The organism is Bacteroidales bacterium (assembly GCA_016709865.1).
Lineage (GTDB): Bacteria > Bacteroidota > Bacteroidia > Bacteroidales > VadinHA17 > LD21.
Genome location: JADJLX010000002.1, coordinates 73,624 through 90,062 on the forward strand (window position 1 = coordinate 73,624; position 16,439 = coordinate 90,062).

At 36.8% G+C, this 16,439-nt stretch carries 13 protein-coding genes; 12 read left to right on the top strand and 1 reads right to left on the bottom strand.

Annotated features, from left to right (window positions below; all coding sequences use genetic code 11):
• The first annotated feature begins 585 nt into the window (after positions 1–585).
• Both IPJ16_02280 and IPJ16_02285 read left to right on the top strand, forming a co-directional pair.
• Positions 586–1,032, top strand: coding sequence for a hypothetical protein (locus IPJ16_02280; protein MBK7626024.1), 447 nt, complete (start codon positions 586–588; stop codon positions 1,030–1,032).
• Positions 1,033–1,464: 432 nt separating this feature from the next.
• A complete protein-coding gene (locus tag IPJ16_02285) occupies positions 1,465–1,995 on the top strand; it encodes a DUF3124 domain-containing protein (GenBank protein MBK7626025.1) in 531 nt (176 codons plus the stop codon).
• Between the two features lie 20 nt (positions 1,996–2,015).
• Here the strand turns inward: IPJ16_02285 and IPJ16_02290 are convergent, their stop codons facing one another.
• On the bottom strand, positions 2,016–2,903 hold the full coding sequence (locus IPJ16_02290; protein MBK7626026.1) for a YitT family protein: 888 nt from the start codon (positions 2,901–2,903) through the stop codon (positions 2,016–2,018).
• 510 nt (positions 2,904–3,413) lie between these two features.
• Here IPJ16_02290 and rnk point away from each other — a divergent pair.
• The 10 genes from rnk to IPJ16_02340 all read left to right on the top strand — a co-directional run bounded on the left by rnk (position 3,414) and on the right by IPJ16_02340 (position 15,690).
• Positions 3,414–3,824: a nucleoside diphosphate kinase regulator gene (gene rnk, locus IPJ16_02295; GenBank protein ID MBK7626027.1), complete on the top strand. Its 411-nt coding sequence runs from the start codon at positions 3,414–3,416 to the stop codon at positions 3,822–3,824.
• 63 nt (positions 3,825–3,887) lie between these two features.
• Entirely contained in the window at positions 3,888–4,637 is a 750-nt protein-coding gene (locus tag IPJ16_02300; GenBank protein ID MBK7626028.1) for a hypothetical protein, read from the top strand.
• 966 nt (positions 4,638–5,603) lie between these two features.
• On the top strand, positions 5,604–6,035 hold the full coding sequence (locus IPJ16_02305; protein MBK7626029.1) for a hypothetical protein: 432 nt from the start codon (positions 5,604–5,606) through the stop codon (positions 6,033–6,035).
• Positions 6,036–6,725: 690 nt separating this feature from the next.
• Positions 6,726–7,076 carry a hypothetical protein gene (locus IPJ16_02310; protein MBK7626030.1) on the top strand — a complete coding sequence of 117 codons (351 nt, stop codon included), beginning with the start codon at positions 6,726–6,728 and terminating at the stop codon, positions 7,074–7,076.
• Positions 7,077–7,691: 615 nt separating this feature from the next.
• Entirely contained in the window at positions 7,692–8,345 is a 654-nt protein-coding gene (locus tag IPJ16_02315; GenBank protein ID MBK7626031.1) for a hypothetical protein, read from the top strand.
• A 756-nt stretch (positions 8,346–9,101) separates the two neighbouring features.
• Positions 9,102–9,611: a hypothetical protein gene (locus tag IPJ16_02320; protein MBK7626032.1), complete on the top strand. Its 510-nt coding sequence runs from the start codon at positions 9,102–9,104 to the stop codon at positions 9,609–9,611.
• A 688-nt stretch (positions 9,612–10,299) separates the two neighbouring features.
• Positions 10,300–10,662: a hypothetical protein gene (locus tag IPJ16_02325; GenBank protein ID MBK7626033.1), complete on the top strand. Its 363-nt coding sequence runs from the start codon at positions 10,300–10,302 to the stop codon at positions 10,660–10,662.
• 138 nt (positions 10,663–10,800) lie between these two features.
• Positions 10,801–11,220, top strand: a complete 420-nt coding sequence (locus IPJ16_02330; protein MBK7626034.1) for a hypothetical protein — start codon at positions 10,801–10,803, stop codon at positions 11,218–11,220.
• Between the two features lie 1,029 nt (positions 11,221–12,249).
• Positions 12,250–13,329: a DUF4249 domain-containing protein gene (locus IPJ16_02335; GenBank protein MBK7626035.1), complete on the top strand. Its 1,080-nt coding sequence runs from the start codon at positions 12,250–12,252 to the stop codon at positions 13,327–13,329.
• A 9-nt stretch (positions 13,330–13,338) separates the two neighbouring features.
• A complete protein-coding gene (locus IPJ16_02340; protein MBK7626036.1) occupies positions 13,339–15,690 on the top strand; it encodes a TonB-dependent receptor plug domain-containing protein in 2,352 nt (783 codons plus the stop codon).
• Positions 15,691–16,439 lie beyond the last annotated feature (749 nt).

A 16,439-nucleotide genomic window follows, 5' to 3' on the forward strand; every position in this document is an offset into this window, starting at 1 on the left:
CCAGGCCTAAGCATAACCCGGATGGTATAGGTAATTGCCTTCGCCAGCCCGGACCAATTCGCAATCACTCCAATGTCTATCACCGTAACTTACACCCACTTATCCAGTTTAGTATACCGTGACTATTCCTGCTACCGTGACAAAGCCAATGGGGCTGTCGGCCGACCCGCCGTTGTCATGGTTTTTGCATCACCATCGTGACAATTTTATCATACCGTGACAAACCCTGCTCACTTATCGGGACACACTTATCTGGACCACTTTATCGTGACATCCAAATCCTGCTCATCTATCGGGACTGTGCAAAAACACATGCCAACCCCGACACAGACGGCAACTCCCCATACCACCGAGCCGTTAGCATTCAGGCCCGCTTCGCGCCTACCGGGACAATTTCTCATACCGTGACAACTACGTAACCTTGCCAGATGGCCCAAATGCTAACCGAAAAGGCGGGCTTTCACTCGACGGCCGGGATTCAAAACACTTTATAACCTTGATTATACACAAAATCTAAATCTTTGAGAATTCAGAGATCTTTATAATTAAGAATTTCATAACTTTATAATATCAAATCCTATTGCAATGAAAAAGTACATCATTCTTATTACATTTTCGCTGTTATGCATTGATTGTGAAAGAGATCTATTTGATAAAGATGATCCAACTATTTTAGAAAAAGATAGCTTCTCTGAAGGAATTTATATGGGTTATTTTGTACTCCAAGACCAGCGATACTGGTGCGAAATTGAATTTAAAAGTAATACATATGAAGAATGGCCATCAGGAGGTGCCTTATATCAAAAAGAGATGAGTTGCCTTACTACAGGATCATTTAGCATTAATAATACTATATTAAAATATGACCTTGACAAATACAAATTCCCGACCTTTTTTATTCCATGTAATCCAGAAATGATTCTACCAGGGGACTACAAGATCAACTTAATAACTATGAATGATTCTTTAGTTTTCAGTAAAGGTGTCGGAAAAGATAAAATTAAATATCATCTAATCAAAATATTAAAATAAACTATAAAAACCTTTCTCCGGATAAACCAAAACTGCGTAATTGCTGTTTACAAAATAACACAATCGTGACAAATCCTGCCTGTTTGCCAGGATTTAAAATCGTGACAAATCAGATATCGTGACAAATTCTTTACATCGGGACAGTTTTAATTCTGGCCCGTATGCTAAAACGAGTTAGCATTTATGCAGCGTTCCGCTCCTACCGGGACAATTTACTTATAGTGTGACAGTTACGCAACCTTTGACAGATCCCACAAATGCTAACCAGACAGATTTCTCCATGATTCAGGATTTAATAGAATTGATTTATAACTAGTAATGCACCATGTTTCTCACTCTGTTAGTTTAATATGGCTTCCATTAAGAAATTTTCTTAATTAATTTTATTGTTATATTAATGTTTCAAATGTAACTTTGAAAAAATATTCAAATATGACTAGAATCGTATTTCTTTTTCTTATAAGCCTTCAATTAACTTCTTGTTATAGGGAATCTAGAAATCTTCCTGAAGCAAAAGAATCTGTTAGTTTTAATCCGAGTACACTAAATAGTGATTTTGAAGCCTATAAGCAATTTAAAGGACAATTATTATATCTCCCAGTTTATTCAAATGTCCCATATCAGATTGATACATTGAAATTTGATATGAGTGCTTTTGTTGCAATTCATAACACCGACCTTAATAATAGTATCCTTTTATCAAAAGTCTTGTATTTCAATCAAGACGGTAGATTAGTAGATGATTTCTTACCAAATGGCACAATTACTATTAAACCTTTAGCTACTAAAGACTTCTATATCCCATATGAAGATCAGAGTGGCACTGGGGCTAATTTCCTCATCGAATGGTCTGCCGATTCGCTTGTGAATGAACCACTAATAGAATCAATAACGATTTGTGTCAAGCCAAATAATTCCGTTGCAATTTTGAGTCAGGGTAAGATTATGAGGGTGAAAAAATAGAATAAACTAACCTGGTCACTTTAGTGCAAAGGTTTTTTCTTAAGCATTCCGCCTTTTGCGGACCCTAATTTATGGGTTACAATAAATGCATTATGATCAATAGTTTCAATTTCTCGATGCAACTTCGCAAGTTCCAGTTTTGTAATTACAACAAACAGAATATCTTGGTTATTTAGGCCACTTTCTAATGCACCTTTGCCTATAATCCCCCTTTTACCCATATATACTGAGACACCCCTACCTAACTTTTGGATTATTGCTTTTCTAATTACTTTACTATAATCTGAAATTATCGTCACGCCAATATATTCTTCAATTCCCTGAGAAACATAGTCAATGGCTCGCGAAGCCACAATATAAGTCAGGATTGAATATAAAGCAGTCTCGATATCGAATGCAACGGCTGCTATACTAAAAATTACAATGTTAATTATGAGGATAAATTCACCCACCTGTGTTGCAAACTTTCTGCTAAAGAACAGGGCTAGAATTTCCGTGCCATCCAGCACACTCGCACCCCGCATCGCCATACCAACACCCGATCCAAGAAAAATCCCCCCAAATACAGCAATTAATAATTTATCTTCCGTTACTACTGGAAAATGAATGAACTCGACAGAAAGGGATAATGCAATTATTGCCAATAATGTCTTTATGCCAAACTTAAGGGATATCTGTTTAATGCCCATTAAGATAAAGGGGAAATTTATAACAAAAATCAAAACAGATAAATTCCAATCAAATAACCTGGAAAGTAATAGTGATATGCCAGTCACTCCACCGTCTAATAATTCATTTGGAACCAAAAAACATTCCAAACCAATGCTAGCACTAAAAACTCCAATACCTATTAACAGAGTATCCTTTATATTATTGAAAAGATCTGACCTAAGCTGCCTATTTCTCATAATTGCCACATTTGATTACAAATATAATCTTTTCGGATAGTAATAAAAATATCAACGTTCCCCATACATATCCTTTAACTATTTTTTAAAAATACTGGCGATAAAATGGTTTATAACCTTAACTTGATCAGAATTCTAATTTTAAAATACTAGCTAGACAAATCCTGCACTTAATCCAGGACTGAAAACCTTGAAAAATTTCACTTATCGTGACAAATTCGTTGCATCGGGATAGTTTTAAAACAGGCACAAATCCTGCATAAATATTTTGTCCTGTAAAATCAATTTTCTTAACTTGTGCTTCCATAAGTTTCAGATATTATTGGATGAGTACTTGGTAACTATTCAAATCTAATAACTATTCTGAAACTTATGTTTTTACAAACATAGGGCCTAACAACGCATACTTTCACTGACAAAGGTTCAAAAATACAAATTTACTGAAACTCGAATTGGTTGGAGTTTGACAATAAGATTGCTATCTTTAGATGAACAGAAAAAACAAGGATTATGAATAAAATAGTTTTGAATAGATTGGATTATCTAAGGATAAAAAAGTGCATCAGTGACGCGAAACAGTTTAAATCGATAAGTGCATCAGAAGAAGAGACTTTACTAAAAGAATTGAACTCTGCTAAAATTGTTGAGCCACAAGAAATTCCAGATAATGTGGTAACCATGAATTCAGTTGTCAGGATAAGTTTTCTTAACACAAATAAACAGATTGAATTTCAGATAGTATACCCAAATCAAGCTAGTTTAAAAGACAACAAAATTTCAATTTTTTCTCCGATTGCCACTGCATTAATTGGCTACAAAATAAAGGACGAGATTGAATGGATTGTCCCAGCAGGTCTAACTAGAATCAGGATTGATAAAATTATTTATCAACCGGAAGCGTCAGGCAATTTTAACCTGTAAGTATTATATTACACAACCATGAAATTTATTTTTTATAAGAATTTACCATAAAGCTTAACTGACATGGACATAAAATGGGATATAACCGAAAGTGACATTCAGAAAATAATTGATTTCGTTAATCAACATAAAAATCCTTTTGTGGAGAAAAGGATTGAACAAAACATATACCGACACAACCTTCATATTGACAAAGATTCTGTCCTAAAATGTATGTTAATGTGCTTATTAACATCACAACAACGCTCTGGTCCTGACAGTATGACTAACGTTTTCCTTAGGCAGAATCCTTTCCCTTTGACCTATTCGATTATATCTCATGTTGAGGATGTTGAAGATTATGTAAGATGGGTATTACAAAAGAATAGTTTGAGTCGGTTTATAAATAAGATACCTGCCTTTTTCGCTATCAATTTGAGCTATCTGGAAGATACCAAATGGTTATTGCTAACAAATATTGAAAGCCTTCTTGAAGATCAGGTGACTAAACAAACTGAAAGAATTGTTGCAGATAGTATTGATCAATCTTTTAAAGGATTTGGTTCTAAACAAGCTCGTAATTTTTTACAAGCATTAGGCATCACAAAATTTGAAATTCCAATTGACTCGAGAATATCGAATTGGTTGAATGACTTTGGCTTTCCTGTTACACTATCTGCAACTGCATTGCAAGAAAAAGCTTATTATCATTTTGTATCTGATGGTATCCAGCTACTCTGTGAAAGGGCTAATATATATCCTTGTGTTCTTGATGCAGCAATATTTTCAAGTTTTGACAATGGACAATGGACAAAAGAAAATGCCATATACTAAACTCATTCGTTCACATAAGAAAGAAAATATATGAATTGAATCCCACCAATGAGGTAAATGAAATTTTTCGGATTTTGTAGTCAAAGCACCAAATCCTGCCTGTTAGGCTGGACTGAAAATCTTAACAAATTTCAGTTATCGTTACAAATTCTTTTGATCGGGACAGTTTTAAAATAAGGACAAATGCTAAATAATGGGCTACAACTTTTAACCGGACTTAATCAGATGTTAATAAAACATCAGCCCCATGACAAATCCAGCCTGTTAGCAATGACTGAAAACCGTGACAAATTTCAGTTATTGTGACAAATTCTTCGCATCGGGACAGTTTTAATTTAAGCACAAATGCTAACCCGGATGGTATAGGTAATTGCCTTCGCCAGCCCGGACCAATTCATAATAAACCCAATGTCTATCACCGTAATTTATACCCACTTATCAGGTTTTGTATACCGTGACTAATCCTGCTACCGTGACAAAGCCAATGGGGCTGTCGGCCTTCGCGCCGTTGTCATGGTTTTTGCATCACCATCGTGACAATTTTATCATACCGTGACAAACCCTGCTCACTTATCGGGACACACTCATCTGGACCATTTTATCGTGACATCCAAATCCTGCTCATCTATCGGGACTGTGCAAAAACACATGCCAACCCCGACACAGACGGCAACTCCCCATACCACCGAGCCGTTAGGTTTCATTGCCTTCGAAAAACCGAGTAACTGCCTGTATGACAAATTATCATGACACTTAGAGCTCATCACTTTTCGGGACTACTTCATCTTCCAATCTTCTCTTGACGTGATAGTTTTCTGCTGTTTATCGGGACTTAAAAAGGCAACAGAAACCTAACGGTCGTTTTAAAGTTGCAACTTGACGGTTAACTTCTTAGCATTTAATGGAATGATTTTTGCTGTGAATAAAATAACAATAAGTCTTTTATCTTTGACTAATTCTTACAAAATGAAAGCATTAACGACATTCTTCTTTTTTGTTGTAATGTGCGCTGGTTGTGAAACAGATGCAGATATTGTGAAAGGATATTATGATTCTATGCACTTTGTACGTGAGGGCGGTGGGCAAATTGAATTCAATTTATATACCACCGACAACACCGAACTAAATGCTATTGTAACAAAATATAGTTTTCGTGACACAACGATTCAAATTGTTATTGATGCCAATAATGATAATACTCAAGCCTTTTCGTCTTTAAACCAGGCACTTAACAGCCAGATTCAAATAAATGGGGATTTTAAACAATCAACATTAAAAACAGGAACTTGGGCTTATATTTATTTAGTTTCTAATAATAAAGAGACAGAAGTGACAAATACTGAACTCAGAAACGCATTACTTAAATTTGAGCAACTTGTCAGAGGCAAAATTCAATAATTCAAGGACGGGATTAATCCGGACAAAAATTGCAACGTAACCTAACACGGATGGTAGGCTTAATTGCCTTCGGCAGCCCGGACTAATCCCTAATCACCCCAAAGTCTATGAGCGCATGTTTAAGCACACTAATCAAACTTTTGGCACCATGACTACTCCTGCTACCATGACAAGGTCAATAGGGCTGCCGGCTGACGCACAAGCTGTCAAGTTTTTTGCAGCTACACTATTAAGATTTACCTTGACATGACAACTCCGTTCCATCTACCGGGACCAGCAAAAAACTCGCCAGCCCTGACACGGACAGCAACTAATCCTACCACCGGGCCGTTAGGTTGCATGCTCCAAAATCTATCCACCATGTTTTATATATCTTGATAGTTTCTCCTTTCTATTATATCTTGATTCATACTTATCCAAATTTATCGTGACAATTAGATTTCGTCCATTTGCCGGGATTCAGCCGTCTGCCAAATCCTGCTTGACGTGATTGTCCTGCCCATTTATCGGGATCTGGGGATTGCACGCAACCTAACGGCACCCTGAAAAATTTTTCAAATTACAATGATTTGTGTAACCGGACAACTCTTAAATATCATTATTTCAGATTATTCTGTGAATAAAAATATAAGTATAAGTCCTATCTCAAGCTAATTTTTAAATTATTAACTTTATAATAATTTCCAGACAATGAAAACATATATTTTAAAATGTAGCTTTCTGTTCATCCTGCTAATTTTGCCAATAATTGGTTGTGTAAAACATATTAATTCAGACTGTTATAAAGGCAAAGTTGTAAGTCTAAACAATGGGGATGGATGTAATAATATCCTTGAAATTATTGAATGCCCTGAAGCAGGGGGACTATCAATAGGTTCAACAACAACGTTTGATCCCACATTAGCTTTTTCAAAGATAAATAAAGGAGATCTTATTTATTTTAAGATAATACAATATAATAAATGGACCGGGCCAGCAAATGCTGCTTGCTTATGGCCTGAGTTTACAGCACAAATTGAGTTTTGTGACAATAATAAATAGTACAGGACAGACTTATGCCAGCGGGACAGTTTTAATTCTAGCACGTAACCTAACCCGGATGGTATAGGTAATTGCCTTCGCCAGCCCGGACCAATTCGTAATCACCCCAAAGTCTATCACCGTAATTTACACCCACTTATCAAGTTTTGTATACCGTGACAAATCCTGCTACCGTGACAAAGCCAATGGGGCTGTCGGCCTTCGCGCCGTTGTCATAGTTTTTGCATCGCCATCGTGACAATTTTATCATACCGTGACAAACCCTGCTCACTTATCGGGACACACTCATCTGGACCACTTTATCGTGACATCCAAATCCTGCTCATCTATCGGGACTGTGCAAAAACACATGCCAACCCCGACACAGACGGCAACTACCTATACCACCGAGCCGTTAGCATTCAGGCCCGCTTCGCGCCTACCATGACAGTTTGCAAATAGCATGACAATTTCGTAACCTTGACAGATGGCCCGAAATGCTAACGGTCAAAAGCAAAATCTCACTTGATAATCGGGATTCAAAATACTTTGTAACTTTGATTATTAGTTTAAAAATGATATTCCTTAACTTGCAACATAAGAGACAGATTACAAATGATTTAAATTTCCTATAAGATGATAAAAACGATCTACTTAACCGTACTTTTTTCAATAATGGCTTTCCTAACAACCTGCAACGGATCAAACAATTCAAATCGATTAGAAAGCCAACAAACCAAAAACCAATTAGCGAATGACAGTATACAACTTACAGCATTAGTCAGACAAGTTTATAAATGGCATATGACCACCCGTTTGAATGACTTTCCCTATAAATATGAAAAACCTTCAGAAAATATTTTTACTGGAATTGACTGGGAATCATATGATCACAACATTGAAATATTTAAAAAGACAAATTTCTTCACTGATCAATTTTTATCCTATCATAAGACTTTAGCATTAAATATTGACTCATCAATAAATAAAGCAGACATAAAGTGGAGAGACATGAATGAAGGTATACCCATATGGGATACAAATGCTGATGATTGGTGTGGCTGTCAAGACTATCCAGATAATTATTGGGAGATTTTAACTTTAACCGAAATAAAAATTGCAAACGACACCGCAAGTTTTTATTGGACATGGAATAAAAGTCCAGATTTTGCCCCCCATAAATACAAAATGACAGCACTAAGAAAAGCTGACCAGTGGAGAATTAACTCATTAGAAGGCTTTAATTACTATGGCTCTGTTGAATATTATGACGGGATAATGAAGGAATAGAATAGAAAAATTCTAAGGCTAACACAATAAATGTAAGTTGTTTGTCATATTTTTCGAAGGACACTAAATCATCTGCGGGGTCACTTTACCGATACAAATCCAACCCGGACAAAGACTGTTAACAAAATAACAATACCATGACAATTCCTGCCTTTCAGTCTGGACTGGAACCCTTGACAAATTTCAATTATCGTGACAGTTTTAACCTTGGCCCGAAATGCTAACCCGGACGGTTGGGGTAATAAACTTGTCACATTTTTTGCCTGGTGACGTGAACGCCAGCCGAGCAAAAACTGCAAGTAATTTAGAGGCCCGAACGCTCTTTTTTCTTTTGATCATTTTATCTTCATTAAAATTTTCTGCCCTTTACCAATTTCTCATGCCTACGCTCGGTCGGCTGGCTTGTTTTATCTTGACGTGACAGTTTTCACTCTTCTGCCGGGACGAGCAAAAATTGCGCCATGGTGGCTTGTCCGCCGGGACTAATCCGAACTAAAGTACCGGGACACGTAACGGCGGACGGCGCCACCAACGTTTACTACCGCAACCGCCGAGCCGTTATGGGCAATAGCGCTGATTCAGTTACAGTTACCTAGACAAATTCGTCAGCGTGACCATTTCGTTTCCCCGTGACAAATTATCTATCAGCGCAACAGCCTATAACAGCTTGGCATCATAATTGTGGATATAGTAGGAAAGATACTATTTTGAGAATTGACCCAAAATTCCTCTTGACAAACTTCAAATGTAACTACCATGAGAAATATAAGTATAATAGGTTTCATTATATTAGTCTTATCTGTTTCCTGCGAATCAAATGATGGACCAGTCGACATAATTCAATCAATTAATATCGACTCTCTTGTCTTAAAGAATGCATCAAAAGTTAGTATTAAAAATGGGATAGCTGGCACCTTATTAAAGAAGGCCGGAGACTGCATGCCAATGATAAGCGGGAGTAACACCTGTAGGACTTACCCTGTTAGCAGAACAATTTTGATTTATAATTCTACTAACATGAATCAGGTAGAGGGATGGGGACCTTCTTATAATTCGGTAAATTCAAAATTGATCGCTAAATGTAATGCTGACCAAGTTGGTTTTTTTCAGGTAACTATAGACCCTGGAAAGTACTCAATCTTCATAAAGGAAAATGATAAATTCTATGCGAACAGCACGGATGGACAAGGTGTGATTAATCCAGTAACGGTTAAAACCGACAGTGCAAGCACAATGGTATTAATATTGGATTATGCAGTTTACTAAAATTCCAATGAAGATTGGCCACCAGGACTAATCCGTAATTGCCTCGAAGTTTATAAAAGAAATTTTTCCAATATTATTTTTATACTTTTCTACCATAACCAATCCTGCTATCGTGACAAATACTACAATTTATCAGGACTTGGGAAAAAAAGATCTATTAAAAAAATAACTACTGCCCATAACCCGGACGGTTGGGGTAATAAACTTGTCACAATTTTTGCGCCATACCTTGACAACTTTTTCATGACGATTAATTCTCACTCATTTTCCAAATCCGTACATTCCGGCTCTGGACAAATCCGTTTACCGTGACAACCTTATCTTTCGCCGGGACTGGCAAAAATTGCGCCATGGTGGCTTGCCCACCGGGACTAATCCGACCTAAAGTACCAAGACGCATAACGGCGGACGGCGCCACCAACGTTTACTACCGCAACCGCCGAGCCGTTATAGTTAATTGTTGGGTTCCTGCATGTTAGAGAGTTTTAAGCAACTAACTATAACAGAAAAGCGAGGTCCGATATCGTGACAAATCCTTCTTCGCCACCGGGATTTGTACCTGGGACAAAGTCGTAAAACTGGACTACTCCTGCCCCTCTGCCGGGATTAATTAAGATGCAAAATTTTTACCTGAGATCAGATGAACAAATAGTTATAATTTCTTATTTTTATATAAGCTTCAAAAAATATGAAACATACAGTATTAATTTTATTACTAATCCTTCTTTTCCTGATTCCAAACTCCTGTAAAAAAGAATCTATCTGTACCTGCAGTGTTGAGCATCCTGAAGAGAATATCCCTTGGCTTAAAGATTTTCTGTCTTTGACGACTTATGCGAATGTGTTTAAACTAGAATTTGATGGTCAAGAATACATTATTTGTACACGCGTAGATGGACAAGATGCTATATCCTTAGTTTTCGATTGTGATGGCATTTTGCAATGTAAATCAGGTGCTGAATATTCAGGTGACAATACCTGCTACTTTCTTTCACCATCATGGGATTCTTATTATCAAAATAGGGTACTGATCTATGAAAAAAGGAATTAACATGATCAATAAGACAATTTTCCTCAAATAAAATGACAAATTCGTTACTGACCACTGGCTTGGTTTTTGCTGTGAATATATTAACACTATAAATCGAAATTCATTTACTAGAACTAATAATTTCTAAAATTGATTGCCATGAAACACTTATTACTTATTTGTTTATTACTGGCTCTTCTGGCTTGTGAAAAGGATGTCAAAAGCCTAAAAGACGGTTCTTATATGGGATCATTTAATTATGGTACTCAACAACTTTGGGTATCATTTGGAATTAAAAATGGCACTTTTGTTGAGTATGCCTCTGGAGGAGTCATGAATCAAAAATTTCCACTTTACTGCTTGACAAAAGGTAGTTACAAAATCAATGATGGTATTATAAATTTTGATAATATTCAAATTGCCCAGCCTCCGAATAAGACTGTTGCTGAATGTAATCAGGACTATTTATTAATGGGAAGTTACAATATTGAAGAAGTTACCGATTCAATTATTTCTTTTTCTAGAAATTCGAATCTAGGCAAAATGGAGTACAAATTGAAACTCTATTATACTGAGTAACTACTCGGCTAAAAATAATAGACTAAAATAGCTCTGCTTTAACAAACTACGACTTCCAAGACAAATCCTGCATGGCATTCATGACTGGGAATCTTGACAATGTTCAGTTATAGTGACAGTTTCGTTTCCCCGGGACAATTTTAAAATTACAACTAACTATAACCCGGATGGTTGGGGTAATAAGCTTGTCACAATTTTTGCATCGCCGCCGTGACAATTTTATCATGACATTTAGTTTTTTAATCATCTGCCAAATCCGTTCTTTCCGGCTCTGGACAAATCCGTATACCGTGATAACTTTATCGTTCGCCGGGACTGGCAAAAATTGCGCCATGGTGGCTTGCCCGCCGGGAGAGTTTTGTCACACCCTCCTTCGCGTGAAAAACGCTTCGGAGGGCGAAGCCAGGACACGTAACGGCGGACAGCGCCACCAACGCTTACTACCGCAACCACCGAGCCGTTAGCTGCAAGGCATTACACTACACCCCCATTCTACCAAGACTTCCGACGCGCGCGCAATAGTTTTGAAGCCCTTCCCTGCAACCGTCCCTTCGCTTCAAAACACATGCTTCTTTGCCCGCCCGGACTCCGCCATCGGGCCAACTTTATCTTACCAAGTCAACCCCTGCCCGTATGCCGGGACTTTGGCATCTCGTGACAGTTTTATCATAACATGACAACCCCTGCCCGTATGCCGGGACTTTGGCATCTCGTGACAACTTATCAAATCATGACAAATCCTGCCCACTTGCCGGACTTTGGCATCTCTTGACAACTGTATCGAACCGTGCGAAATCCCACCCACTTGCCGGGACTCCGCCATCGTGACAATCTTTCAAACCGTGAGAAACCCTACACACCTGCCGGGAATTTGGCATCAATTGACAACTTTATAATGATTTTAAGCCATCGCTTGTCTCAAATGTGACTTTCATTTTGTACATTGAAATAGTTTTAATTTAATCAATATCGGTAGTTTACTATTTGGAATGAATTTTGTGCAACAATGATAGCCCTAACTAACACATCATGTTTCAATCTACTACTAACCAGACAAAATTGAACCGGATAATTCCATTAATATTTCTGATTCTGATAATTCAATCTTGCGAAGAAATTCTGCAAATTAAAATTCCGGATAGTGGTCCGATGATCACTGTCAATTGCATATTGAATGAAGGTGAACCAATTCAAATGCGGGTAAGCGAAAGTCAACCATATCCACCAATTACAGATACCGACCTTGTTATTAAGAATGCAATTGTAAAACTTTATGAAGATGATGTATACATAGAAGATCTTGTTTATCAGGAAACTTTCAACTTAATGCGTATTCCCCGTGTTACAGCAGCGTACCATTCTCTAAATCAATTCCGTCCCAGAACAGATCATTCTTATTCAATCAAAGTCAGTTCACCTGGATTTCCTGATGTTAATTCAAGTACCTATTTGCCAAATCCGGTTCCTATAATATCTATTGATACTAGTACTGTATTTACAATGAGCGGCCCATATCAATATAAAACTATTGAATGCAAAATAAAATTCCGTGATCCACCAGGAATCAGAAACTATTATAAATTAAGTCTCAGAAGAACCGCATTATACTATCTGTCAGCAGGATCAGTACCCGGATATTCAGGATTATTCACCTTTAAGCAGGCTATCCCTTTTCTTTGCCATGATCTTAATGCAGTATATTTTAAAAGACCTCCTGAATCTCAGATATTAGTTACTCCGGATATGGAGATGGAAGAAGCAATGCCTGACAAAATCTATATAGCTGATGATTCTTTTGATGGAAAAATCTACGAATTGATAGTAATGATTCCTGTTTATTTATTAGAAGATATGGCCTTCCCACAACATGGAGAGAAATTCATATTGAGGAAAATTAATTTTGAATTGTCTTCAATTAACGAGGAATATTACAAATATGCACGTTCAAATTATATTCAGTTCTATAAGAAAAATGACTTCTTCTCTGAACCTTGTTATGTTTATAATAATATTAACAATGGTACAGGAATCTTTTCAGGCTCTTCAGCAAGTGTTGACTCTTCGATTATAGTTCCAATCTACTATTATGTGTGGTTTAATAAAAAATAGGAACTCCAAATGAAAATCATTTTAATAATATTCGCTCTGATTTTTCCCCTCTCTCAAATATCCGGGCAAACCATTTCGATAAGCGGATACATTGAAGATTCAAAAACAGGTGAAAGGCTTATTGGTGCTATGGTCTACGATTCCTTATCATTTTCCGGATCAAGCAGCAATTCCTATGGTTATTTTATTTTAAAAAGAGCAAAGGGTTCAGTAAATATAATCAGCAGTTTCATAGGTTATAAAACATCAAGAATGAATTTTTATCTGACTCATGATACATCAGTAAATATCTTGCTCGAGCCGGAAATTTATGCACTTTCAGAGGTTATTGTTGGTGATAAAAAACGTCTTGTTGAAAGTTCCCGCATGAGTACCACAATACTTCCGGTAAATACTATAAAACAGATACCCATGCTCATGGGAGAGGTAGATGTTTTAAAGGCGCTACAATATATGCCCGGAATTCAGGCTGGAACAGAAGGTACTGCTGGTCTTTATGTTCGGGGAGGAGGACCAGATCAAAACCTTATATTACTGGATGGAGTACCTGTATATAATCCTGACCATCTTTTTGGTTTTGTTTCAGTCTTTAATTCAGATGCGATTAAAAATGTAACCCTGATTACAGGTGGATTTCCTGCTCAATATGGTGGACGGTTATCATCAGTGATAGATATTCGGATGAAAGAAGGGAATAATAAAGAATTTCATGGTGATGCAACTGTCGGTTTGATCTCTTCAAAGATAACACTTGAGGGTCCCCTTAAAAATAATAAAACAGCATTCCTGATATCAGCCCGTAGAAGCTGGATTGACATCATCACACGCAGCTTCCTCAAAAAGAAAGAAATGCCCTATTACTATTTCTATGATCTCACCGCAAAAATTAATCACACATTTTCAAATCAAAGCAGGTTATACTTTAGCGTTTATACCGGGAGGGACCATATCTCGAGTATAAATACAAAAAGTGAATTTGTAAGCGAAGGCATTAAGTATATTTCCGAACAGAACCATTATTATGGTTGGGGCAATATAACAGCTGCACTCAGATGGAATTACATTTTCAACAGCAAACTTTTCAGTAATACAAGCATTACATACAGCAATTATAAATACTTTGATAATAAGCTATTCAATAACACACAGACCAAACTGGCAACCGGAGTAGTTAAAAATGAGAAGTTCAAATCAGATTTTAAAACCGGGATAAGAGACATAGCTTCAAAGATTGATTTTGATTATCAACCTTTTACTGGTCACAATGTTAAATTTGGGCTAGGAGGTATTTATCATATTTTCACTCCATATGCTCAGATTTCGTTAATTAATTCAAATCCCGACAGTACATTTACCAATTCAGACAATTTCCGACAACTTGCGTTTGAACCTTCATTTTATCTGGAAGACGAGATTCAATTAAGTAGCAGACTCAAAGTAAATGCTGGCTTCAGATTGTCATCATTTCTTGTCAAAAATAAAATTTACGGCTCTTTAGAACCTCGCCTTTCAGGTCGATATCTCCTTTCTGATCAGTGGGCTATAAAGTTGGCTTATTCAAGAATGAACCAATATATCCATTTGCTTACCAGCTCAAGAATTACATTTCCCACTGATTTATGGGTACCTACAACCGACAAAGTAAAACCACAGATGTCTGATCAAATTGCAATTGGTTCAATCTTCAACATCAATGAAGATATTGAATTGAGTATTGAAACGTATTACAAATCAATGAATGAGTTGATTGAATACTCCGAAGGCAGCAGTTTTCTTGACCCGGGCAGTTGGGAAAGCAAAATTGAGAAAGGTGGCAGAGGAAGAGCTTATGGGCTTGAATTCATGCTAAAAAAGAATTCAGGAAAAACAACGGGATGGATCACTTACACCTTAGCAAAAACAGAACGACAATTTGAAAACATAAGTATGGGTAATTGGTTCCCATACAAATATGACCGCCGTCATGATGTCAGCATACTTGTAAATCAAAAATTTAATGACAGAATAGATGCAGGACTTACATGGGAATTCAGCTCAGGAAATTTATTTACTTTAATCACTGATGTTTATGAGTCATATCTACCTGCTGGAAGTTTTACTAATATTCAATACTATGAGTCCAGAAATAATTACCGTCTTCCGGCTTATCACCGACTTGATCTGGGGGTAAATTTTCATAAACAGAAAAAATCAGTTTACAGAACATGGAGCATTAGCGTTTATAATGCTTATAACCATAAGAATGTATTCTTTCTTTACTTTGGTAACGATGATCTGCATGGCAGGAAGGATATAATTGTTTTTAAGAAATATACTCTGTTTCCAATTCTTCCGTCAGTTACTTATAGTCTCAAATTTTAATATACTTCTTGAGATTATAAAAGCACTGATTCAAAAGCCTGATTTCTTTTCATGCAAATACTTAACGGAATTCAATACCTGATTTATATGGCCAAACCGTCCCTACTGCTTTCAGGCACATTACGCAAACATTAAATTCCATCCTACAAATTGAAATATGTCTTTGCGTAAAGAGCCTTCAAGCCCGTCCCTGCCACTCATCCGATCAGGCGTTAAATCGGGCGTTTAGTTAATATGCCAAGTCTAATTAAACTCTGCCCTGCAGCTAACTGGCTGGTGCGTGCAATAAGCTTTTAATCTTGCTTTTATCCCAAATTTGTCATAAAAAAGCTCATTGCATGCACCAGCTAAAAAACCAATACCAGATTTGATTACATTAAAAATTTTGAGAATTTGGTACTTAAAAACCAATTATGTTATTAAAGCTATGAACAAACAGATTGAATTAAAATCAACAATAACTTGAGTGTTCAAAATATGGAAAGGTTTTATATAAAATTCTTATACCATGACAAATCAGTTTCTTTTGCCGGGACTTTTAAATTCTCCCTTAACGTGTCAGTACCTGCAATCGGGACAGTTTTAATTCTTGCCCAGCAGCTAACCCGGTCGGTTGGGGTAATAAACTTGTCACAATTTTTGCTCCCTACCGTGACAATTTTATCGTGACACTTAGCTTTTCACTCATCTGCCAAATTAGTATTTTCCGGCTCTGGACAAATCCGTTTATTGTGACAACTTTATCGTTC